The following is a 22,572-nucleotide window of genomic DNA, read 5'->3' on the forward strand; positions in this document are numbered from 1 at the left end:
GACGACATGAATGCTGCTGCCTACCGCGAGGCCGAGGCCCATCTGGCCAGTGATACCCAGTATCTTGGGGTGCGTGCCGAGCATGCGCTGGGCCGCCCTGATGCGACGCTGTTCAGCCTCGACGTGGATGAAGCATCCACCCGCCTCTCCGCTGTCTATAACACCAACCGCCTGCACCTGGCGGGACGGGCGCAGGATTTCCGGATGCGGCTGCGGACTTCGCAAATCGGCAGCCTGGGCCTGGCAACGCTGGCTTTCGGGACCGAGATCGATATTGAACAGTCGGGTGATCGCCCCTTTGTTCTGGTCACGACCCAGATCAGCGGCTTTTCCCGGGTGACGACCCCAGCCGGAACGGCTGCCGGCGGGCGCGGCTTCGTGGTCGTCGATTCGGCGGGGCAACTGGTCAGCAAACGCTTCAGTGCCGACAGCGAGCGCTGCAATGTGCGGGTCGATCAGGCGGCGCTGGATGCCAAATGCGCAGCCTTGCTGGATCGGCCGCTGGACAAGCCGCTGCGCTTTTCGCCCTTTGGCTGCAACAACGGCCTGGTCGAGCGGCGCTGGATTGGCCTGCTGCAGATGTTGCTCGGTTATGTCGGCATGCCGGTGCCTGCATCGTCAGGGCCAATTATTCACAACCTGGAAGAAGCGGTGCTGCTGCACCTGCTGCTCGAGCACGAGCATTCGTACAGCGACGCCTTGCGCCATCCGGCTGCTGGCCTGGCACCGCGCCATGTCAAGCGGGCCGAGGATTACATTCGCGCCCATGCCCGGGAGGCGCTGACGCTGGAACGGCTTGCGGCGGCAGTGGGGTGCAGCATTCGCACGCTGTCCGACGGCTTTCACAAGGCGAGGGGCACGACACCGATGAATTTCCTGCGCCAGGTGCGCATGGCCGGCGCGCGCAGCGATTTGCAACAGGGGCCGGCAGTGGGCGGTGTTTCAGAAATTGCGCTGGCCTGGGGCTTCAATCACCTGGGCCGTTTTTCCGCCGACTATCGCCGCTGTTTCGGCGAATCCCCCTCGGAAACCCTGCGCCGGGGGCGCTGAACCAAAATCCGCCAGATGCGGACAAGCATCGCCGGATCCGGATAGTTGCCGGCGGGGTGTCTTCCTATGATGTATTGGTTGGCTTGATGCCCATCGCGCCAACCACATGAGGAGACATCTAAATGAGAATTTTGCCAACCCGCCGCCTGCTCGTCGCCGGCCTTGCCCTGGCAGCAGCCCAGGCCAGCCAGGCCCAGGAAGTGACGTTCAGGATTGCCCATTTCCTGCCCGCTGTTGCCTCGACCCAGAAAGTCGTGCTGCAGCCCTGGTGCGACGAAATGGGGAAGCTGTCCAATGGACGCATCAAGTGCCAGTTCTATCCCTCCCTGCAGTTGGGCGGCACGCCGGCCCAGCTGGCTGATCAGGTCAAGAACGGTGTTGCCGACATCGCCTGGACCGCACCGGGATATTCGACCGGACGTTTCCCGAAAACCGAGGCCCTTGAACTGCCCGGCGTACTGCCTTTGGGGGGCCTGCTGAGCGGGCGTGCCATCTGGACGTTTTTTGGACAACACCTGACGGGTGAATACAAGGATTACAAAGTGCTCGCCATGCACGGTGACGGCGGCATGAATATTCACACGGCGACAAAACATCTGGCAAGCGCCGAGGATTTCAAGGGCGTCAAGCTGCGCTCACCCAACCGGACCATTGCCCGCACGCTGACCGCGCTGGGTGCGACACCGGTGGCCATGCCGCCCGCCCAGGTGACCGAGGCTATCTCGAAGGGCGTCGTCGATGGTGCCTCGGCGGTGTGGGAAGTGATGTTGCCGACCAAGCTCGACGAAGTGACCAAATTCCATTTCGAAACGCCGGCTGATCGTCCGGTGATGGGGGCCACCGTGCTGGTGCTGCTGATGAACAAGCAGAAGTACGAATCCCTGCCGGCTGATCTCAAGGCGATTGTCGACAAGACCTCGGGTTTGCCGCTGGTCGAGCGTTACGGCAAGGCCTGGGATGAGGCCTCGATGGTGGCCCGCAACAAGGTCAAGGCGGCACCGGGCCACACCGTGACCGTCGTTTCCGGCGCGAAATACAACGCCATCCTGAAGCAGGCCGAAGTGGTCGAAAAGGAATGGCTGGCCGATGCCAAGGCCAAAGGCATCAACGGCGAAGCCCTGCTTGCCGCTGCCCGTGCCGCCGCCCGCAAGCCGTCGAACTGAATAACCAGCAAACAGGAGCAAAGCCATGAGCAAGTATTACGACCATCCCCAGCGCTTCGGTGAGGAAGAGTGGAACGCCCGCATCAAGCTGGCCAGTGTTTACCGCATCTTCGCCTACCTCGGCTGGGACGAGCTGATCTACAACCATATCTCGCTGCGCGTGCCGGGGCCGGACAAGCATTTTCTGATCAACCCGTTCGGCCTGCACTACAAGGATGTCTGCGCTTCCAACCTGGTCAAGGTGGACATCAAGGGCAATATCATCGGCCACGCCGACTGGCCGATCAATCCGGCCGGCTTCACCTTCCATTCGGCCATCCACGACAAGGTGGCGGACGGGCACTGTGTGATGCATGTGCATACGACGCCGACCCAGGCGGTCTGCTGTCTGAAAGACGGACTGTCGTACAGCAACTTCTACGCGGCCCAGCTCTACGGCAAAATTGCCTGGCACGAGTTTGAAGGGATTACCGTCCATCTCGACGAAGGCGAACGCATCCTGGCCAGTGCCGGCGACAAGCCGGTGCTGATGCTGCGCAACCATGGTCCGGTGGTGATTGGCGCGACGCTGGCGCAGGCTTTTTCGCTGATGTGGCTGGTCAACCGCGCCTGTGAAGTGCAACTGGCCTCGCAATCGATGGGTGCCGTGGTCGAGATTCCTGAGCCGGTGCTGAACAAGTGCGTTGCCGATTCCTTGAATTTTGATCCCAAATATGGAGCAGGCGAGGATGCGTTGGCAGCATTGACCCGGATCATCGACCGGCTCGATCCGTCGTATCGCTACTGAGTCATCGCGACGGCCTGCCGTGTGGCCCGGTGCCGGTTGAGTCGCGTGCCTGGCCGATGCGTTCACGTGTCGGCCAGTTTTTTTTGGGGGATGCTGGCGTGTTGCGCTGCGATAAGAACAGACGGGAGACAAAGATTAAATTAATATATTAGTATTAACGCGTATCCGCGTGTGGCCGGCCCACTTTGGTTTCTTAATGACTGATCTGTTTTTGCCTGATTGATTACGCTGGTTCCTGTGATGCCCATGCCTTCTTCCCTCCCCGATTACCGCGCCCCTCATGGCCGGTGGCGGTGTCTGCCTGGCCTGCCCGTCGCCATCCTGCGCGTTTGCAGCAGCATCAAAATCAGGCTGTCCGATGAATGTACGTTTGCAATGGTGGCAAGCATCTGATGGTTCTCCCTGCCGGTATGCGCGCCCTAGCGCATCGTAATTTCCGTTTTTATTTTGCCGGCCAGGCGGTATCGATTCTGGGCTCGTGGATTCAGCAGGTGGCCATGGCCTGGCTGGTGTACCGCATCACCGGCTCTGCCGCGCTGCTGGGCGTGACCGCGTTCGCCGCGCTGATTCCGCAGCTGCTGATTGGCCCGCTGGCCGGCGCGTGGGTGGACAAGCACGACAAACGCCGTGCGCTGTTATGGGTTCAGGCGCTGCTGACCACGCAGGCATTGCTGCTGGCGTGGCTGACCTGGATGGACTGGGTCAGCGCCTGGCTGCTGGTGGCGATGTCGGCGCTGATGGGGGTGCTCAATAGCTTTGACACGCCCTTGCGCCAGTCGCTGATCAGCGCGTTTGTGGGCCGACGCGAAGATTTGCCCAATGCGCTGGCACTGAACGCCATGCTGTTCAACAGCGGACGCTTCATCGGCCCGCCGATTGCCGGCCTGCTGCTGGCCAATCTGTCGGAAGCCGCCTGCTTTGCCGTCAATGCGCTGTCGTTTCTGGCGCTGATTGCCGCTGTCAGCAGCATTCGCCTGCACGCCCTGCCCAGGGCGCAGGGCTCGATGGGCGATGTGTTCCGGGAAGGGGTGGTGTACGCCTGGCACACCTGGCTGGTGCGCATGCTGATTCTTACCCTGATTGCGCTCAACCTTACCGCCTCGGCTTACGCGGTGCTGCTGCCGGTGTTTGCCCGCGACGTGTTTGCCGGCGACGCACGCACGCTGGGCTGGCTATGGGGCGCGGCGGGCTGCGGCGCGTTTTTGTCCACGTTGTATCTGGCCACCCGCCAGTCCATGCCTGGCCTGGTGCGCAGCATTGTCTGGGGCGCGGCCATGAGCGCGCTGGCGCTGGCGGTGTTTGGCCTGACCCGTCAGCTGCCGGTGGCGCTGGCCGCCATGGTGGTGTTGGGCTTTGGCATTTCGGTCAGCAATGTGGGCATCAATATGGTGCTGCAAAGCACCGCGCCCGACCGGCTGCGCGGTCGGGTGGTGTCGTTTTTCACTTCGGCACGCTTTGGCTTTGACGCGCTGGGCGGGCTGATTGCCGGCGTGCTGGCCACTGCGCTGGGCGCGGGGGTGACGCTGGCGCTGGAAGGCGGCGTGCTGCTGGGCTTTGTGCTGTTTCTGCTCAGCCGCCACCGCGCCTTGCGCCAGGCGATTGACCGGCACGACCCGGCGGCGCACTGAGTCAAGCATTCGATGCCACGCCATTTTGGCCTGGCAGGACGCTCCCTTTTGCGCGCAGGCAGCGCCGATATCAGCCGATACGGGCCACCACTTCGATTTCCACCTTCACATCACGCGGCAAACGCGCCACCTGCACGGTGGAGCGCGCCGGGGTGTGGCTGCCAAAGCGGGCGGCGTACACGGCGTTCATGGCGGCAAAGTCGTTCATGTCGGCCAGAAACACGGTGGTTTTCACCACCTTGTCAAAACCACCACCAGCGGCGGTCAGCACGGCGTGCAGATTGTCCAGCACCTGGGTGGTCTGCACCGTCACATCGCCGTCCACCAGCTCGCCAGCGGCGTTCAGCGGAATCTGGCCGGAAGTGAACAGCCAGCCGTCCACCGCCACGGCTTGGGCGTAGGGGCCGATGGCTTGCGGGGCGTCGGGGGTTTGGATGATGTTCATGAAAGCTCCAGTAAAAATGGCGAAAAAATCGGTTTGGGTGGCAATCTGCCGGGGCGTGCGCGTGCAGAAAACAGCGGGCCAGACCGGCAGTATAGTGGCTGTGGCCCGGTGAAGTTCCGGTTTAAACCGCCTATTGGCAGGGAATTCAGCTGGTTTGCCGCCTCCGTGCCTGCCGCGTGCTTATCCGCCCGGTTTGGCCAGTGCCAGCCAGGCCATGGTGGCTAGCACGCCCAGCGCCAGGCCATACGCCACCCCACGCTGGGCGGCAGTCTTGCCCCGTTTCAGCGCCACACTGCCCAGCGCGATATACACCAGCAACAGCCACAGCTTGCCGGCCAGCCACGGGTGCTCCAGCGGGTTAAGCCGGGCTTGAATGGCCAGGGTAACGCCGGCGACCAGCAAGACGGTGTCGATCAGGTGCGGGGCGATGCGCCAGAAGCGCGCCCGCAAGGCCAGCGGTCGCCAGGCGCGCAGCCCGCCACGGAGGATAAACAACAGCGCGGTCAGCGCCACGCAGCTCAGGTGCAGGTGTTTAAGGGCAAGATAGCTCATCGGCAGATCATAGCGTGGGGGCGGAAGGCTGGCTATCCCGCGCGCCACGCCAACCCCAGGCGGCGCATGCCGTATAATCCGGCTTTTGGCCAAGGCCACAGGACACTCCCATGCAACACGAAGAATTTGCGCTGGACAAGGAATACATCGCCCTCAACGACCTGCTGAAGGTGTGCGGGGTGGTCGATAGCGGCGGTGCCGGCAAGGCGCTGGTGGCCAGCGGCGCGGTCAGCGTCGATGGCGCACAGGAGCTGCGCAAAACCTGCAAGATTCGCCCAGGCCAGACGGTCAGCGGCGAAGGGTTTGAAATCCGGGTGACGGCGGCGGCATGAGCGCAAGCGACGACGAGATTTTCGACCCGGAGCCCGAAGCCCCCGAACCGCTGGCCGACGGGGCCTGCTGCGGCAGCGGCTGTGAAAACTGCGTGCTGGACAGCTATCAGGCGGAGCTATCGGCTTACCGGCTGAAACACTGGCAGTGGGTGCAGCGGCAGGCCCAACGCCAGGCTGGCCACGGCGCTGACGGGGCAAGCTGTTAGAATGCCGCTTTTACTTCAAGGCATGCTGCCATGGCCAAGCTAGATTTGCACTGCCACTCCACCGCTTCCGACGGTGCCTTGCCGCCCGATGAGCTGGTGGCGCGTGCGGCGGCGCGTGGCTCGCGCATGCTGGCGCTGACCGACCATGACTGTACCGCCGGGCTGGCGCTGGCGCGTCAGGCCGCTGAGCAGGCCGGGCTGGATCTGATCAACGGGGTGGAAATCTCGGTGTCCTGGCAAAAGCGCGCCGTGCATATTGTGGGCCTGGATATCAACCCGGACTGCCCGGCGCTGGTGGCCGGGCTGCATTCGGTGCGTGAAGGCCGGGTGGAGCGCGCCCGGCGCATGGGCGAGGCGCTGGCCAAAATTGGCATTCATGGCGCGTTTGACGGCGCGCTGCAGCGCTGTGGCAACCCGGAAATGATTGGCCGCACCCACTTTGCCCGGTTTCTGGTGGACAGCGGCGAAGTCAAAAATGTCGCGGCGGTGTTTCGCAAGTATCTGGTCAAGGGCAAGCCCGGCTATGTGGCGCACGAATGGGCGACGCTGGCCGATGCGGTGAGCTGGATTCGCCAGGCCGGCGGCATTGCGGTGATTGCCCACCCAGGCCGTTATGAAATTGGCCGCATGCTGATGGAACAACTGGTCGAGGACTTCAAGGCCGTGGGCGGCGAAGCGATTGAAGTGGTCAGCGCCAGCCACACCCTGGATCAAAGCCATAAGTTTGCCCTGCTGGCGGCGCGGATGGAGTTGCTGGCCAGCGCCGGCAGTGATTTTCATGCGCCCGGCGAAGGCGGGCGCGATGTGGGCCTCACGGCCAATTTACCCCCGATTTGCGTGCCGGTGTGGAGCCGCTTCAGCCCACCCCGCGCCACGCCAAGCGCTGACTGAAACGACGCTGCCAATCATGTCCCAACTGTTTCATATTCATCCCGACAATCCGCAGGCGCGGCTGATCCGCGAAGCGGTCAAACTCATCCAGCAGGGCGGGGTGGTGGCTTACCCCACCGATTCCTGCTACGCGCTGGGCTGCCATCTGGGCGACAAACGGGCGATGGAGCGCATCATGGCGATTCGCCAGCTGGATTTGCGCCACCATTTCACCCTGGTGTGCCGTGATTTGTCCGAACTGGGCAGCTACGCCAAGGTAGACAACGCCCAGTACCGCCTGCTCAAGGCCGCCACGCCGGGTGCCTTCACCTTTATTCTGCAAGCCAGCAAGGAAGTGCCCCGGCGCACCCTGCACCCCAAACGCAACACCATCGGCCTGCGCGTGCCCGAGCATCCGGTGGCGCAAGCCTTGCTGGAAGGGCTGGGCGAGCCCTTGCTGTCGTGTACGCTAATGCTGCCCGGCGAAGCCGAGCCCCCCAGCGACCCGCTGGAGATTCGCGACCAGCTGCAAAACCAGCTGGAGCTGGTGATTGACGGCGGCTATTGCGGGGTAGCGCCCACCACGGTGATCGACCTGACCGACAGCGCGCCCCAGCTGATTCGCCGGGGCGCTGGCGACTGGATCAAGCTGGGGCTGGAACCCTGACGCCAAAATCTGGCCCAAGCCCTCACGCGCCGCCTCCGGCCCGCCGGCGGCTTTTGTCTGCCTGTTACCTTAGGATCGCCATGGACGAGCTGAATCTGATTCAAAAAATCGCGGTATTTGCCTTGCCGGTGATTTTTGCCATCACCGGCCACGAGGCCGCGCATGCCTATATGGCCCGCTACTTTGGCGACAACACCGCCCATCTGGCCGGGCGGACCACGTTCAACCCAATCCGGCATATCGACCCGATTGGCACCGTGCTGCTGCCGCTGCTGTGCCTGGCAGTGGGTGGCTTTATCTTTGGCTGGGCCAAGCCGGTGCCGGTGCGCTTTGACAAGCTGCGCCAGCCCAAGCGCGACATGCTGTGGGTGTCGGCTGCCGGGCCGGGGGCCAATTTGCTGATGGCGGTGCTGTGGGCGCTGCTGTTCAAGCTGGCGCTGGCAATGAGCAACGACTACACCGAGCCGATGGCGCTGATGGCGCAGGCCGGCATTCTGATCAATGTCATGCTGATGGTGCTTAACCTGCTGCCCATTCCGCCGCTGGATGGCGGGCGCATGCTGATGAGCGTGCTGCCCAACCGCCAGGCCTGGCAACTGTCGCGGCTGGAGCCTTACGGTATGTGGATCCTGATTGGCCTGATGGCCACCGGCCTGTTGTCGGTGCTGATGAACCCGCTGGTCAAGGCCAGCTATCGTTTTCTGAATGCCTTGATATAATTCTGCGTCATCCGGGCCGCAGGTGTGGCCCGTGGACGAATCCAACCCCGAAAGTCCTCCATGTATTCCGAACGTGTTCTTTCCGGCATGCGCCCGACCGGCAGCCTGCACCTGGGTCACTACCATGGTGCGCTGAAAAACTGGGTGAAACTGCAAGGCGAGCATGAGTGCTTTTTCTTTGTGGCCGACTGGCACGCGCTGACCACCAGCTACGACGACCCGTCGATCATCGCCAAAAGCACCTGGGACATGGTCATCGACTGGCTGGCCGCCGGGGTGGATCCGGCCCAGGCCACGCTGTTCATCCAGAGCCGGGTGCCCGAACACGCCGAGCTGCACCTGTTGCTGTCGATGATCACTCCGCTGTCCTGGCTGGAGCGCGTGCCGACTTACAAGGACCAGATCGAAAAACTGTCGCACAAGGATCTGGGCACCTACGGCTTTCTGGGTTACCCGCTGATGCAGTCGGCGGACATCCTGATTTACCGCGCCATGTTCGTGCCGGTGGGCGAAGACCAGATTCCGCACATCGAAATCACCCGCGAAATTGCCCGCCGCTACAACCACATCTATGGCCGCGAGGCAGGCTTTGAAGAAAAGGCCGAAGCCGCAGTGAAAAAGATGGGCAGCAAGAAAGCCCGCCTGTACGAAGACCTGCGCACCCGCTACCTGCAGGGCGGCGACGAAGAAGCGCTGGAATCGGCCCGCGCGCTGCTGGCTGACACGCAGAACCTGTCGATTGGCGACCGTGAGCGGCTGTTTGGCTACCTGGAAAACAAGGGCAAGGTGATTCTGGTCGAGCCGCAGGCGCTGCTGACCGAAGCCAGCCGCATGCCCGGCCTGGATGGCCAGAAGATGTCCAAGAGCTACGGTAATGGCATCTTCCTGCGCGAAGACCCGGCGTCAGTCAGCAAAAAGGTGCGCAGCATGCCCACCGACCCGGCGCGGGTGCGCCGCACCGACCCCGGCGATCCAGAAAAATGCCCGGTGTGGCAGCTGCATCAGGTGTACACCGACGCCAACACCCACGACTGGGTGCAAAGCGGCTGTCGCAGCGCCGGTATTGGCTGCCTGGACTGCAAGCAGCCGGTGATTGACGGCATCCTGGCCGAACAGCAGCCGATGTTTGAACGCGCCCAGCAGTATCTGGACGACCCCACTCTGGTCAAGAGCATTGTGGCCGATGGCTGTGAGCGGGCGCGCCAGATTGCCCAGGAAACCATGCGCGACGTGCGCGAAGCCATGGGGCTGGGTTACGTGTGACTGTCACGCCATCTGGCCTGACCTTGCCGGGTTGGGCCATCCGCCTCAGAGGCGGCCATGACTGAGCTGGCCGCTTCCCCCGCCCCTCCGGTGATGCCGCCGCTGGCCACCCTGTTTGGCGAAGCGGTGCAGGACGCCCCGCACGACCTGTTTATTCCTCCAGACGCCTTGCGGGTGTTTCTGGAAAGCTTTGAAGGCCCGCTGGATCTGCTGCTCTATTTGATCCGCAAGCAGAATCTCAATGTGCTGGATATCCCGATGGCGCGCGTGACCGCGCAGTATATGGATTACATTGGTGCCATGCGCGCCGAGCGCATGGAGCTGGCCGCCGAATACCTGCTGATGGCGGCGCTGCTGATTGAAATCAAATCGCGCCTGCTGCTGCCGCGCCCACCCAGCGACGACGAAGCCGAAGTGGACGACCCGCGCGCCGAACTGGTGCGCCGGCTGCTGGAGTACGAACAAATCAAGCTGGCAGCGCTGGCACTGGACGCGCTACCGCAGGCCGAGCGCGACTTTGCCTGGCTGGCGGTGCTGGTGGAGCAAAGCGCCGAAGTGCGCCTGCCGGATATCTGCCCCGCCGACCTGAAAACCGCCTGGCTGTCGATCCTGGCCCGCGCCAAAAACACCCGCCACCATCAGGTGGAACAGGACAGCCTGTCGGTGCGCGAACAGATGAGCCGCATCCTGCGCTACCTGAATGGCCGCGGCCATGTGGGGTTTGACGAGCTGTTTGAGCTGGAACTGAGCGTGCCTTATCTGGTGGTGAACTTTATCGCCATTCTGGAACTGGCCAAGGAAGGGCTGCTGTCGATCACCCAGGACGCACCGTATCAGCCGATTTATGTGCGGCTGGGACGGGGGGAGTGAGAGAGTGTAGTGGGCCTCTCAGAAGTGATAACGATCATCCGCGCAAAGGTGAACATATTTCCAGGAGCCATCACGTCCTGCGGTGGCGCGATAATGTGCCAAGGCTTGCTGGCTCAGTAATGCGTGACAGTGTTGCCAATGTGCTGTATGCCCGATGTGGCAGGCAATCTCCGGATGTATCCATCCCGCAAACCATTGCACGCGCTGTAACAGCAGGTGCAGGCTATTTACGGTATGCCGTGGCCGACGAGGGATAAAGCCGAGTACGCCGCGCGCATCAAACTCCGGGGTGGTCCAGATGGCATCATGATGGCCGATTCGGTTTCGCACATCGCGCAGGCGCTGTAGTAGCCTTTCCACTTGTAGCTTGAACTGCCTGTCCCCATGTGGCAATCCTTGGGGTGCATAGGGAAACACGGTCTGCAGGATGACCGTGTTCAGCCCCTGTGGCTGGCTTGCGTGCCACAAACCCGCAATCAACTTCTCCCAGAAACCAAACGTAAGATGCGCGACAATATCGTCAGGCGTGATCAACGGCTTTTTTATACGGCCCTCAATCTTAGCGATATCCTCTTGCTGGCGTGTGTCCATGCGGTGTCTGGCCGGAAACGGCTTGGCTTTTGCAGAGACGGGATTGGCGCGCGCGCGCATCCAGTCAAATGAATCACAATTGCCATAATGTCGGGATAGCGCACGATGCAACGCATTGCGTAAAAACACCTCAAAATCGCCCATCACTGGCCATAGGGCAGCGGCAACTGCTTGTGTCCAAGCATATGCCCCAAGCAAATCTTCCTCAGATTGCGTGCAGAAGAAATGGGAAATGGTTGCCATGCGTGGTGCAGCAAGATGGTTCAACATGGTGGTCATACCTTGAGAACAATGCAGAAGTTGGCTACAATAATACCTATTGAGACGCTGGTTTTCCGCCCTAAAACAGCGGTCGTGCCAACGTAATTAGAGCCAAAGCCCCACCATGCGTGGGGCTTTGGCTTTCTGGGCCGTCTGCGCCACATGCTTTACCTCTTCCACCTCCCGGCGTGCGCAGCATACTTGGGGGGAGCCGCAGAAATGCGCATACCCACATTCTTGGCGTCGTTTATCTGTTTTTTCTCCTGGGCACGCCCCCTGCCCCGGCGTCAGCAGGCGGATGCGCTACAATAGCCGCATGACTGCCTCTCCCCCTCCCGCCACCGGGGCCGAACCGGTCCTGCCGCCCGAACTGCTGCTGCGCCTGACAGAATGGCGCATGCCGTTTGGCAAGTATCAGGGCCGGGTGCTGGCCGACCTGCCGCTGGGCTACCTGACCTGGTTTGCCCGGCAGGGCTGGCCGCCTGGCGAGCTGGGGCAATGCCTGGCGCTGACTTACGAAATCAAGCATAACGGACTGGGCGCTCTGCTCACGCCGCTACGGAAAGACCCTTCTGCATGAGTATTCAATGGTTTCCCGGCCATATGTTCAAGGCCAAGAAAGAACTGGCTGACAAACTGTCCGATATCGACGCAGTGATTGAAATGGTGGACGCCCGTCTGCCGATGTCCTCGTCCAACCCGATGCTGGCGGCGATGATCCAGCACAAGCACAGCCTGAAAATCCTCAACAAACAGGATCTGGCCGATGCGGCGCAAACCCGCGCCTGGCTGGACTGGTTTGCCGGCCAGCGCAACACCCGCGCCATTGCGCTGGACAGCGGCGATGGCTCGCCCAAGCAAAAAATTCTGGACGCCTGCCGTGCGTTGGTGCCGCACCGGCAGGGCGGCACCAAACCGCTGCGGCTGGTGATCTGCGGGATTCCCAACGTGGGCAAATCCACCCTGATCAATGCGCTGACCGGACGCAAGGTGGCCAAGGTGGGCAATGAGCCCGCCGTGACCAAGGCGCAGCAGCGCATCCAGCTGGCCGAAGACGTGATCCTGTTTGATACCCCCGGCATGCTGTGGCCCAAAATCGAACATGAAACCTGTGGCGACCACCTGGCTGCCAGCGGTGCCGTCGGGCGCAATGCCATGGACGAAGAAAGCGTGGCGCTGGCGCTGATTGCCACCCTGCAACGCCGCTACCCCGCCGACCTGGCCCGACGCTACGCGCTGGCCAACGTTGAGGGTGAAGATTTTCAGGTGCTGGAAGCCATTGGCCGCAAGCGCGGGGCGGTGCGCAGCGGCGGCCATGTGGATCTGCAAAAGGCGGCAGAAATTTTGCTGACCGACTTTCGCAGCGCTACCATTGGCCGTATCACCCTGGAAACACCCGAAGAATGGCAGGACATCGCCGCCGAAATCGAACGCCGCCGCGCCATTGAGCGCGAACAGCAGGCACTGCGCGACGCCGAACGCAAGGCGCGCCGCGCTGGCGGCCGTCGTCCCAACCCGCTGCAAGACGAGGATGACGATGCCTGAGGCCACTGGCCTCAGAAGCAGCGCCCCCGTGATGGGCTTTTTTGACTGACTTGAACCGGACTTGACTCACCATGCTGATCCACACCGTTGACTTCAAAGTGCTTTCCGATGGCCGAGGTTCACTGATTTCGCTGGAAGGCGGCAGCGCCGATGTGCCGTTCGACATCCAGCGCGTGTACTACATTTTTGGCGTGGGTGAAGGTGTGGTGCGTGGTGCGCACGCGCACAAACGCCTGCGCCAGGTGGTGGTGTGCATGTCTGGGAGCTGCCGGATGGTGCTGGACAATGGCCTGGGCGTCAAAGAAGACATCGTGCTGGACACGCCCACACGCGGCCTGCTGATCAGCAGCATGACCTGGCGGGAAATGCACGATTTCACCCCCGACTGTGTGCTGGTGGTGCTGGCCGACAGCCACTACGACGAGAGCGATTACTACCGCAATTACGACGATTTTCTGCGCGCCGCGCGCGGCGCAGCCTGAGCCTTCCCATCCTGATGGGTGCAGCTCAGGCCTGACCGGCAGGCCTTACGCCAGCGCACGCAAGGCGTCGCGCAAGGCACCCAGCGCGTCATGAATGGCGCGCTGGGTGTCCTCTTGGCGTGGCCACAGCAGATGCAGCCAGTCCAGCTGATTGGCAACCGAATCCCACTCGCGTGCCGTACCCAGCCGCTGGCGCAGCGCGGCATAGCGTTGCCGCAGCTGCTCGCGCGCGGCAGCGTCGGTCAGTGGCGAGGGGGCATGGGGCAGGTCAATCAGGCAAGCCCAGAGCGCGGCGGTGCGCTCGGCGTCGATTTCGGCCACGGCGTGGAAAAAGCTTGCTTCAGTCCGGTTGCGCTGTCGGGCGTCTTCCTGGGCCAGGGTCAACCACTCGGCCAGTTTTTCGGGGGGCGGTGCAGGCTGGAGGGCGTGACTCAGCGCCAGACCATCCAGCGCATTCAACAAGGCGTAGTAACGCAAGCCACCCTGTGCTTGCGCCACCTGATCCGCCCGCTGATACTGCTCGCACATGCGCTCCAGCCAGTCTGGATGCCCCAGCGCGGCTTGTGTGCTGGCGTCATTCTGCAAGGTGTGCTGTACCTGGCCAATGCGCTTGTACATGGAGGCCAGCAGATTATGGCGCTCGCTGGTGGCTTGCAGCGCCAGCACGGCACGCAGCCGTTGTTCACCTGAAGCCAGCAAGGCTTTGCCTGCATCGGTCTGTTTCTGTTCGAACAAGGCAACGGCGTGGCGCACTTCCAGATTGCCCAATTGTTCCAGCGCCTTGACGCTTAAACCAGCGTCCTCCTGTGCCAGCGCTGCCCGGTAATGTGCAATGGCATTGTCGCGCTCACCCAGATCGGCATGAATGGCCGCCAAGCGGGCGCGCAATGCGCCATGGTCAAAATAGCGGATGCGGCAGGCGGCTTCGATCTGCGCCAGCCGGGTGCGCACCTGCACGCGCTGGGCGTCGTTCTGGTAAGCCTGGATGCGCGCATGCAACTGTTCCAGATCGCCCAGCGCCTGGCCGACATGGCTGTAATGCAGCACCGGAGCCTGGCCCTGGCTGGCGGTCTGGGGCGTGTTGCGCCGCCGCAGTTGATAGCGTTCGTCGCCATACGCCTGGTAAGCCCCCCAGGTGTTGCGTGCCGGATAGGCCTGGTAAGTGGCTTCGCGGGCCATTTGCAGCGCATCGCCAAAACGTTTGCCTTGCAACATGGCGTGGTGAAAGGTCAGGGCAAATGTGCGCGCGGCCTGGTCATCCACCGCCCAGCCAGCCGCCACCACCGCCTTGCAGCCCATCTCGATGAAAGCCGTGGCCAGATTGGCCGCCAGCGCGCCCCAGCGTGGCTGGGCGTCGGCCTGCATGCTGCCCAGATGGCAGCAGTTGAGAAACACCAGTTCCGGCACATGACGCAGCTTGCTGATCTGCGCGCTGGTCAGCCGTGCCTCGCGCCCCAGTACCAGCCCACCGGGTTGCGCCGGATCTTCGCTGGCTTCGCCATGCGCTGCCAGGTGGATCACCTGGTATTCGCCGTCGAACAGCGCCAGCACCAGTTGTTCGCCGCTGACATCAATCAGCGATTCCACCTGAAAACTGGCGGTGTCGCGGTACAGCGCCGCCAGGGCTTTGGCCTCTTGCCGGGCACCGGGCAAGATGGGCAGATGGCTTTGCGTATCGCCCAGCGCCAGCATGCGCGGGGTATTCACCGTGCGCACGGCGCAGCGCCCGTGCGGGCTGGCCAGCTGACGCACCAGGCCGATGCGGGTGGCCAGCGGGGCCTCGGCATCCGGACGTTCGTCGCGCATCAGCTCCCATGGGTACACCGCCGAGACGGCATCCACCCCCAGCACCAGGCCGCGCAGTTCGTGCAGGGTGGGTTTCATCGCGTTGGGGATCATCAGCTCGAACAGCGCGCGCGACAGGCCGGATTGATTCAGCGTGGAATGGGTGGCGTTGCGGATCAGGCCATCGACCAACTGACGCTGATTGGGCTCTTCATTCACTTCATTGCGCGCGCGGTCGGTCACCAGGGTGAAGCGCAAGCTGCCCGGTTCGTGGCCTTCGGTGATGTGCACACGCTGCCAGCTGTCGCCAGCGCCGGTCTGGCGGCCACGATAGCCGCCACTGGCCAGCTGCACCTGGCCATCATAGCGCAGGCTGCTGGCATAGCGTCGCTCGCCCAGCAAGTCATCCAGCGTGTCGGCGGCCAGACTGATGGCGCTTTCTTCTTCCTCCCAGAGATGCAGCTGGGCAATGCGCACCGGCTCGCCCTGGCCCTGAGCATCCTGGCCGACGTGGGCGTCGGCCAGCCGCTGATTGGCCTGGGTCAGCGCGTCCAGCCAGCAGCGCAGGCACAGCGCCACGGTCAGCCCACCATAGCCGCTGCCCACCAGCAGGCCATGCACGGTCAGCGCGCGCACCTGGCTGCTGGCGTGCTGGCGGGCATACTCCAGCAAACCCTGGCGCAGGGTGTGGGTCAACTGGCCGGGCTTGAGTTCGCCAATCGGCCCCAGGCCCACCACCAGCGCGCCGCAGCCATGTTCAGGGTCGGGCTGGCAGATCAGGTTCTCACCCACCAGATTGGGGTAGCGTCCCAGCGCCTGGGCCTGGCGCAATTGCCCGTGCAGCAGTTGATCCATGAACAAGGTCGTGCCGCGCAGCGAATCGTTGGCGTAAGCGCCCAGGGTCAGCAGCCCTCGGGCATTGGCCATGCTGCCATGGTGCAGGCAGATGTCGCTGGGCGGTGCGCTGGGGGCTGGCGGCGTGGCCAGCGCATCGGTGCCGCCCAGTGCGGCGGCCAGCAGTTCGTCAGCGCTGGGATAAAGCCCGTGTTCCTCGGCCAGGGCAGGCACAAAGCGCAGCGTGCGGCGGCTGTCACGAATGCCTTGCGGCACACTGGGCAAGGCGCAGCGGCCATGGCGCAGCAGCGCCAGATAATCGGCAAACGCCGCCTCGTGGCGCAGCAGGTCGCCGTGGGCGGCGTCCACATAGCTGATGGCCACCCCGGACGGGCATCCATCCTGCCAGAGCACCCGACCATCGCCGTCTTCACTCCAGGCAATTTCCAGCTGGCCTTGCTGCACGCGCACGGCGGCAGGCGTGCGTGCGCGGCCAGCCACATACGCGCACTGCTCCGGCGGCAGAGGGGATTGCTGCAGGGTCTGGACCACCGCCCGTGCGTGCGCCAGTGCGTCGGCTTCCGGCGCTTGCCAGTTCAGGCGGTGGCGTGCGTCGTCCTGCGCCAGATCGGCCCAACTGCTGGCGGCGAAATAATCCTGACTGACATCCTCTTGCGGCCATGGCAGCAGCTCCAGCACACCGGGATAGTGGCGCACCACCTCCAGCAGCTCGCCTTTTCGCCCAAGCGCTTCGGCCAGCAGGCTCAGACGGCGGGTCAGCCGGTCACGGCCCAGCAGCACGGTCAGCATACTGAGCGACCCCTGGTTAGGCGTGCCAAACTGCACCAGCCGGCCTCCCTGGCGCGTCAACACGCGCCAGCGCGCCGCGCCGCTGCTGTCGGGCTGGTTCAGCGCCAGTCGCGCCACCAAGCCACCCATCGAATGCGCCGCCACATACAGCGGCTTGTTGCGGCGTGCCGCGTGTTCCGCCGCCAGATCAAACGCTGCGGCAAAGCACTTGGCGCTGTCAGCCAGCGATAAGCGCCAGTCGTAGCAGAATGGCCGCGCCTCCATGCCCTGGCTGTCCAGATAGTCGGCAAATGGCTGGTAGTAGGCGGCAGTCCAGCCTTGCACGCTGATGGCATACTCGCTTTGTCCCATGGCATTCACCGCCAGCTGGCGCATCTGCCCGGCACCCAGACTGAGGGGATCCAGCCAGATGCGATTGTCACCCTCTGCCAGGTGGCTGCCCATGATGCCGGGCAGGATGAGCACAATCGGGCCTTGTTGCGCCGCCTGGCTGGCCGAACGGGCAATCGGCTGGCGCGATGGCGCGGCCAGTTGGGTAAAGTGCTGATTGTTGCCGGCCAGCGCATCCAGCAGGGCGCTGACGCTTGGTTTGCGGGAAAAATAGCTGAAGTGGGTCACCTGCTCGCCCGCCAGGAACAACTGCCATAGGCCGCGCCGCCGCGCCGCACCGCCGCTCATCGACGGCGTATTCACCACCAGATCGGTCTGGCCGCCGTAAAATGATTCGGTCAGCCGGCTGGCCAGCCAACTCAGCAGGCTGTCGCCCTGGTAGCTGCCGGCCAGCACATGCACGCTGGCGTCGATGTCCACGTCAGGGGCGTTGAGCAGCGCCACCAGCGGCGAGTCTGGCATCATCGCCGCCAGACCAGGCAACACCTTGGCATCGGTGCGTTCGCGCACCACCGCCAGCAGAAAGTTTTTCAGCGCGTCGTAGGCGTGGCAAACCACCGGCGCACCCAGCAGCTTGAGACCGCCACCCAGCACATTGAGCATTACGCTGGCCCAGCGGTCCAGCCGGCCAGAAGCCAGCGTGGTGCCGCGCACTGGTGCCGCCACGCGCACAAAACGCTCGATGCGCAGTTTCTTGCTTTGCAGCACCTGGCCCAGCTCAGTCAGCAGGACGGCATCTTCGGCATGACCCTCACCCGCATGGGCAAAGGCCTCGCGTTCTGCTGCGGTGAATGGCTCAGCGTCCAGCCGATTGGCGCGCGCCAGCAATTCACCCACCATGCCGCCGCGCGAATGCGACACCACATGCAGCGTCTGGCCGACCGGCAAGGCATGCGCCAGCGCCAGTGCATTGCGGATTGGGCTATCGGTGAGTGAGCGGTGTTCAAAGCCATAGATGCGATTGGAGTAGCATTCGGCCAATTTTTGCCTAGTGCCATCAACCTCCCACAGCTTGGAAAAACTGCCGGTGGTGGATGAGGCGGTGCCATGGATGAATAGCAGCGCCGGCTGTGTGCTGGCCGGCATCGGGCTGTCCAGCGCATTCAGCTGCCAGCACTCGCGATCAATGCGATACAGCCCCTGACGGTTTTCCAGTTCGCGGTCCTGAAACGCGCCAGCGGCGGCCAGCGCCGTCATGCCAGCCGGGCCTTCCTGAAATACAGTCAGCGATTTCAGCAGCCAATGCCCCAGACCATCGCGGGACTGTTGATCGCCAAGGTTCAGCGCAGCGCCAATGCGCAGCACGCCAGCTTGGCTGCCATCACGCGCCTCGCTGCCCAGCAGGGTGTGCGCCTCGTCAGCGGGCAATAGCCATTGCATGCCGTTGTCCAGTTCCAGCAGCAGCACATCACTGTCCTGCAATTCAACCCGAGCCACGCTGGCACCATCACCACGCGCGCCAGCGTTCAGCGCAAAACTGACACCGCGCCAGCCAGAAGCCCCCAGCGGGCTTGTCGCCTCCAGTGGATTCAACGCCGTGCCGGATATTTCCAGGGTAACCATGCCATTTTCCTTGCTGATGGGATAATCAGCACAGCATAGCGGCTTTTGCTCTCAGAGGGTCTAACAGGGGATGACAGCACGAGGCCCGGCGAGATTTTTCCCTCTGCTCCAGCGTCTGCGCCAGATTCTGGCCAGACTCAAAGCGGTGGGTGGCCAGCACTTCGCTGATGCGGCCATTGAAACGTTCAAACCATTCCATCTCCTTGCGTTTATACGGGTATCCCGCATAATTCAATTCATGTACACGGTCACTGAAACCCCAGAATTCCAAGCTCAGGCTCGCAGAGTTTGGTCAGACGACGAACTTGACGGCTTTATTGAGTGGATTGCTTGCAACCCACTTTCCGGGGATGTGATTCCGGGTACGGAGGGTGCGCGCAAAGTACGCTGGGCAGCGCAAGGCAAGGGTAAGCGAGGCGGCGCGCGCGTCATCTATTTCAACATACTGGAAGATGGCGTCATTGTGCTACTGGCGGTCTATGTGAAATCTGAGCAATCCACCATCCCCGCTAAAGCTGTTAAAGGAGCGAAACATGGGTATGAAGAATCTTGATATTGAAAAGGTTGCCAAAGCGATAGAGGTCGATGCCGGTCAGTCCATCGAAGGGCTGCGCGAATCCTTGGCGCAAGCCAGGGCGGGTATTGTCGGGCGCGTGACCACGCCTGAGCAAATCCTGGTGCGCCAGGCGCGGGAGAAGTCCGGACTGACGCAGGCCGCGTTCGCTGAACGGATTGATACGCCGGTAGCAACGTTGCGCGACTGGGAGCAGGGGCGCTTCACGCCGCCCGGCGCTGTGGCCTGCCTGTTGCGCCTGATCATCAAGCATCCCGAGCTGACACACGAACTCACCGCCTGACCTCTGCGCGCTCCGGCGACGCCATCGGGCTGTGGCCTATCTGGTTACGGTGGGTGTCAAACGGCCTTGATCACCATACCGCTCTCGCGCACCCGTTCACCCCATTGTGCAAAATGCGATGCCTAAGTCGCTAAAAACTTTGGCCAGCTCGTCCGAGTCAATGGGCCAATGCTCACGGGTTTGAGCGGGCTTCTTGTCCGCTAAACCGGCCTGTTACACCCTTGAAGCCCGGATGACCAGACTGCCGCACATCCGCTTAACCGTTGGCAGCCGGATGCAGCCAGCGGTTAAGCTCCGCCCGTGCGGCCTGGGCTGTTTCGCTGGCCGTCAGCCCGACCGGACCCACGCCGCGTCGGGCCAGGCGCTCTGCCCCGCGCCCGGCCAGCCAGCAGGCCATTGCAGAGGCGTCAAAGGCCGGGCAGCCCTGGGCCATCAGGCCGGCAATCAGCCCGGTCAGGGTGTCGCCCTGGCCTGCGGCGGCCATGCCGGCGTGGCCGGTGGGGTTCAGCCGGTAGTGGCCACCTGGGCGGGCAATCAGGCTGCCTGCCCCCTTAAGCACTACCACCGCCTGAAACCGCTCGGCCAGCGCGCGGGCGCTGCCAATGCGGTCTGCCTGGCTGTCGGCCACACTGCTGCCCAGCAGGCGGGCGGCTTCGCCGGGGTGCGGGGTCAGCACACAGGGAGCGGGATGCTGGCGTACCCGTTCGGCCAGCGCCGGGTGATGGGCCAGCAGATTGAGCGCATCGGCGTCCAGCACGCAGGGCAGCGGCTGTTCCAGCGCGTGTTCCAGCAGCAGCGCAGCGCTGGTGGCAGTGCCCAGGCCGGGGCCGATGGCCAGCACCGACAGGTCGGGCTGTTCCAGCAGGCTGGCGGCGTCGCGCAGCATCAGTTCCGGATACAGCGGGTCCAGCGGCGGGCACTCGCCGGCAAAGCCGGCAAACACCTTGCCGGCTCCACTGAGCAGGGCGGCACGGGCGGCCAGCAACACCGCACCGCCCATGCCGGATGCGCCGCCGAGCACGGCCACGCTGCCGTAATCGCCCTTGTGGCTGTTGCCGGCGCGCTGCAGCGCATCCAGCGCCAGGCTGTCAGGCAGGTTCAGCGCGCCGCAATTGGCCGGCCAGGGGGGGCACCAGTCTTCTGGCAGGCCAAGGGCGGCCAGGGTGATGTCGCCGCTGTAGTCGCGGCCATCGCCGGTGTACAGCCCCGGTTTTGGGCAGATAAAGGTCAGCGTGGCGTCGGCGCGTACCGCCACCGGCTTGGGCATGCCGCTCCAGGCGTCCAGGCCGGATGGGCAGTCCAGCGCCAGAATCGGGCAGTCCAGGTCATTCAGCCGCTCGACGGTGCGCCGCGCCGAATCCTGCAGGGGCCGGCTCAGGCCAATGCCAAACAGGCCATCCAGCGCCAGCGCATAGCCTTGCGCCTGATCCCAGCCGGACAGTACCTGTCCGCCTGCCGCCCGAAAGGCGCTGAGCGCGGCAATGGCTTCCATGCTGCCGGGCTCGCCCATGGGCAGCAGTGCATCCACCCGGTAGCCACGCGCCAGCAGCAGCGCGCCGGCCACCAAGGCGTCGCCGCCATTATTACCGCGCCCGGTGACGGCCAGCACGCTGGCGCTGGCCGGGTAGCGGGCACCAATCCATTCGGCAATGGCCAGGCCGGCGCGGGCCATCAGGTTGACGCCGGCCTCGGCGGCGGCGGTTTCAATCGAGCGGATGGTGGTCAGGTCAAACAGCGGCATCATGAGCGGGACTCTCCCCAGCGCGGCATCAGCTGGTGCGGGATATGCAGTTGGTCGAGGATGCGGGCGACAACAAAGTCGACCATATCCGCCACCGAGGTGGGATGGGTGTAAAAGCCGGGGCTCGGCGGCAGGATCACCACGCCCAGCCGGGCCAGGCTAAGCAGGTTTTCCAGATGGATCACCGACAGCGGGGTTTCCCGTGGCACCAGGATCAACGGGCGTTTTTCCTTGATGCTGACGTCTGCCGCCCGTTCAATCAGGCTGTCGCTCAGGCCATGGGCAATCGCCGCCAGCGTGCCCATCGAGCACGGGCATACCACCATGGCGTCTGCCGGATTGGAGCCGGATGCCGGCGGGGCAAACCATTCTTCGCGGCCAAACACCGACAGCCGCTCGCCACAGCCGTATTGTTCGCGCCACAGCGCTTGCAGCGCCTTGGGCTGGCTGGGCAGGGTCAGCTGCATTTCCTGCTGGGCGACAATCTGCGCCGCCTGCGAGTACAGCAGCCAGACCCGGCAGCCGGCAGCCAGCAGGTGTTCCAGCAGGCGCACGCCATACGGCAGGCCGGAGGCACCCGTCAAGGCCAGGGTGATGGTGAGAGGGGAAGCCGGAGGGGAAGAAGCAGTCATCGGAGTGGATCGTTTTTCAGCAAAAGGGCGCACACCAGGCCATTGACCAGACCGGTCAGCCAGGCGGCCAGGGCAAAAGGCGGCACAAAATACAAAATGCCGTCAGAGGGAATCAACCACAGCCGCGCCAGCGCCAGCTGGCCGGCCACATGACAAAATGCCGCCACCAGGCTCAGGCTGACTGGGCCAAACAGCCGGCGCGGCAGCAGCCGGTACGCCAGCCCCAGCCCGGCCAGGCTGCACAGCCCGCCGGTCAGGCTGAGAAAAAAGCCGGGGGTGAACAAGCTGCCCAGCAGCAGGCTGGCCGCCAGAATGCGCATCAGGCTGACACTGACCGCCACCCGCCAGCCAAACCGGGTCAGCGCCAGCAGGGTGATGATATTGGCCAGCCCCGGCTTCAGACCGGGCAGCGGGGTGGGAATGCCGGCGTCAACCAGCGACAGTACCACGGCCAGCGCGGCCAGTTGCGCCACGCGCAGGTCGTCGGCGTGGGCGGTGAGGGTCAGGGTGGGAGGGGGTGTCGGCATGC

At 63.7% G+C, this 22,572-nt stretch carries 23 protein-coding genes; 16 read left to right on the forward strand and 7 right to left on the reverse strand.

Annotated elements, in window-relative coordinates:
* Positions 1-6 precede the first annotated feature (6 nt).
* The 4 genes from BXU06_RS01575 (at position 7) to BXU06_RS01590 (ending at position 4,628) form a co-directional block, all read left to right on the forward strand.
* Entirely contained in the window at positions 7-1,050 is a 1,044-nt protein-coding gene (locus tag BXU06_RS01575; protein WP_077296199.1) for an AraC family transcriptional regulator, read from the forward strand.
* Between the two features lie 122 nt (positions 1,051-1,172).
* On the forward strand, positions 1,173-2,213 hold the full coding sequence (locus BXU06_RS01580) for a TRAP transporter substrate-binding protein (RefSeq protein WP_077296200.1): 1,041 nt from the start codon (positions 1,173-1,175) through the stop codon (positions 2,211-2,213).
* Between the two features lie 25 nt (positions 2,214-2,238).
* A complete protein-coding gene (locus BXU06_RS01585; protein ID WP_077296201.1) occupies positions 2,239-3,000 on the forward strand; it encodes a class II aldolase/adducin family protein in 762 nt (253 codons plus the stop codon).
* 392 nt (positions 3,001-3,392) lie between these two features.
* On the forward strand, positions 3,393-4,628 hold the full coding sequence (locus BXU06_RS01590) for an MFS transporter (protein WP_216352521.1): 1,236 nt from the start codon (positions 3,393-3,395) through the stop codon (positions 4,626-4,628).
* Between the two features lie 70 nt (positions 4,629-4,698).
* On the opposite strand, the gene BXU06_RS01595 is transcribed toward BXU06_RS01590, so the two are convergent.
* Positions 4,699-5,073, reverse strand: a complete 375-nt coding sequence (locus BXU06_RS01595) for a RidA family protein (RefSeq protein WP_077296203.1) — start codon at positions 5,071-5,073, stop codon at positions 4,699-4,701.
* Between the two features lie 180 nt (positions 5,074-5,253).
* Positions 5,254-5,625, reverse strand: a complete 372-nt coding sequence (locus BXU06_RS01600; protein ID WP_253189496.1) for a SirB2 family protein — start codon at positions 5,623-5,625, stop codon at positions 5,254-5,256.
* A 110-nt stretch (positions 5,626-5,735) separates the two neighbouring features.
* On the opposite strand from BXU06_RS01600, the gene BXU06_RS01605 reads away from it, so the two are divergent.
* The 7 genes from BXU06_RS01605 (at position 5,736) to BXU06_RS01635 (ending at position 10,552) form a co-directional block, all read left to right on the forward strand.
* Complete coding sequence (locus BXU06_RS01605; protein ID WP_077296205.1) at positions 5,736-5,957, forward strand: RNA-binding S4 domain-containing protein; 222 nt, start codon at positions 5,736-5,738, stop codon at positions 5,955-5,957.
* Positions 5,954-6,163, forward strand: a complete 210-nt coding sequence (locus BXU06_RS01610; RefSeq protein WP_077296207.1) for an oxidoreductase-like domain-containing protein — start codon at positions 5,954-5,956, stop codon at positions 6,161-6,163. Before BXU06_RS01605 ends, BXU06_RS01610 begins: the two co-directional genes overlap by 4 nt.
* 30 nt (positions 6,164-6,193) lie before the next feature.
* Positions 6,194-7,054 (forward strand): 3',5'-nucleoside bisphosphate phosphatase, encoded by an 861-nt coding sequence (locus BXU06_RS01615; protein ID WP_077296209.1) that lies wholly within the window; start codon positions 6,194-6,196, stop codon positions 7,052-7,054.
* A gap of 16 nt (positions 7,055-7,070) precedes the next feature.
* Positions 7,071-7,700: an L-threonylcarbamoyladenylate synthase gene (locus BXU06_RS01620; protein WP_077296211.1), complete on the forward strand. Its 630-nt coding sequence runs from the start codon at positions 7,071-7,073 to the stop codon at positions 7,698-7,700.
* Between the two features lie 80 nt (positions 7,701-7,780).
* Positions 7,781-8,419 (forward strand): site-2 protease family protein, encoded by a 639-nt coding sequence (locus tag BXU06_RS01625; protein ID WP_077296213.1) that lies wholly within the window; start codon positions 7,781-7,783, stop codon positions 8,417-8,419.
* Between the two features lie 60 nt (positions 8,420-8,479).
* A complete protein-coding gene (locus BXU06_RS01630) occupies positions 8,480-9,682 on the forward strand; it encodes a tryptophan--tRNA ligase (protein WP_077296215.1) in 1,203 nt (400 codons plus the stop codon).
* Between the two features lie 57 nt (positions 9,683-9,739).
* Entirely contained in the window at positions 9,740-10,552 is an 813-nt protein-coding gene (locus tag BXU06_RS01635) for a ScpA family protein (RefSeq protein WP_077296217.1), read from the forward strand.
* An 18-nt stretch (positions 10,553-10,570) separates the two neighbouring features.
* Here BXU06_RS01635 and BXU06_RS01640 read toward each other — a convergent pair whose 3' ends face one another.
* On the reverse strand, positions 10,571-11,413 hold the full coding sequence (locus tag BXU06_RS01640) for an Abi family protein (protein WP_171982079.1): 843 nt from the start codon (positions 11,411-11,413) through the stop codon (positions 10,571-10,573).
* Positions 11,414-11,720: 307 nt separating this feature from the next.
* Between BXU06_RS01640 and BXU06_RS01645 the strand changes: the two genes are divergently transcribed.
* From BXU06_RS01645 to BXU06_RS01655, 3 genes are all read left to right on the forward strand, one after another.
* Positions 11,721-11,984, forward strand: a complete 264-nt coding sequence (locus tag BXU06_RS01645; protein ID WP_150125061.1) for a DUF3820 family protein — start codon at positions 11,721-11,723, stop codon at positions 11,982-11,984.
* Positions 11,981-12,949, forward strand: coding sequence for a ribosome biogenesis GTPase YlqF (ylqF, locus tag BXU06_RS01650; RefSeq protein WP_077296221.1), 969 nt, complete (start codon positions 11,981-11,983; stop codon positions 12,947-12,949). Before BXU06_RS01645 ends, ylqF begins: the two co-directional genes overlap by 4 nt.
* A gap of 71 nt (positions 12,950-13,020) precedes the next feature.
* A complete protein-coding gene (locus BXU06_RS01655) occupies positions 13,021-13,431 on the forward strand; it encodes an FdtA/QdtA family cupin domain-containing protein (protein WP_077296223.1) in 411 nt (136 codons plus the stop codon).
* Between the two features lie 45 nt (positions 13,432-13,476).
* On the opposite strand, the gene BXU06_RS01660 is transcribed toward BXU06_RS01655, so the two are convergent.
* Positions 13,477-18,813, reverse strand: a complete 5,337-nt coding sequence (locus tag BXU06_RS01660) for a CHAT domain-containing protein (protein WP_077296225.1) — start codon at positions 18,811-18,813, stop codon at positions 13,477-13,479.
* Between the two features lie 70 nt (positions 18,814-18,883).
* Between BXU06_RS01660 and BXU06_RS01665 the strand changes: the two genes are divergently transcribed.
* Entirely contained in the window at positions 18,884-19,366 is a 483-nt protein-coding gene (locus BXU06_RS01665; protein ID WP_253189497.1) for a hypothetical protein, read from the forward strand.
* Entirely contained in the window at positions 19,353-19,670 is a 318-nt protein-coding gene (locus BXU06_RS01670) for a DNA-binding transcriptional regulator (protein WP_077302557.1), read from the forward strand. Before BXU06_RS01665 ends, BXU06_RS01670 begins: the two co-directional genes overlap by 14 nt.
* A gap of 256 nt (positions 19,671-19,926) precedes the next feature.
* Here the strand turns inward: BXU06_RS01670 and BXU06_RS01675 are convergent, their stop codons facing one another.
* From BXU06_RS01675 to BXU06_RS01685, 3 genes are read right to left on the reverse strand one after another with little or no spacing between them, the layout of a single operon-like run.
* On the reverse strand, positions 19,927-21,414 hold the full coding sequence (locus BXU06_RS01675; protein WP_150125062.1) for an NAD(P)H-hydrate dehydratase: 1,488 nt from the start codon (positions 21,412-21,414) through the stop codon (positions 19,927-19,929).
* Positions 21,411-22,043, reverse strand: coding sequence for a flavin prenyltransferase UbiX (locus tag BXU06_RS01680; RefSeq protein ID WP_077296227.1), 633 nt, complete (start codon positions 22,041-22,043; stop codon positions 21,411-21,413). Before BXU06_RS01680 ends, BXU06_RS01675 begins: the two co-directional genes overlap by 4 nt.
* On the reverse strand, positions 22,040-22,570 hold the full coding sequence (locus BXU06_RS01685) for a Gx transporter family protein (RefSeq protein WP_077296229.1): 531 nt from the start codon (positions 22,568-22,570) through the stop codon (positions 22,040-22,042). Before BXU06_RS01685 ends, BXU06_RS01680 begins: the two co-directional genes overlap by 4 nt.
* Positions 22,571-22,572 lie beyond the last annotated feature (2 nt).

Origin of the sequence: Aquaspirillum sp. LM1, assembly GCF_002002905.1 — a bacterium.
In the GTDB taxonomy this organism is placed as follows: Bacteria; Pseudomonadota; Gammaproteobacteria; order Burkholderiales; family Aquaspirillaceae; genus Rivihabitans.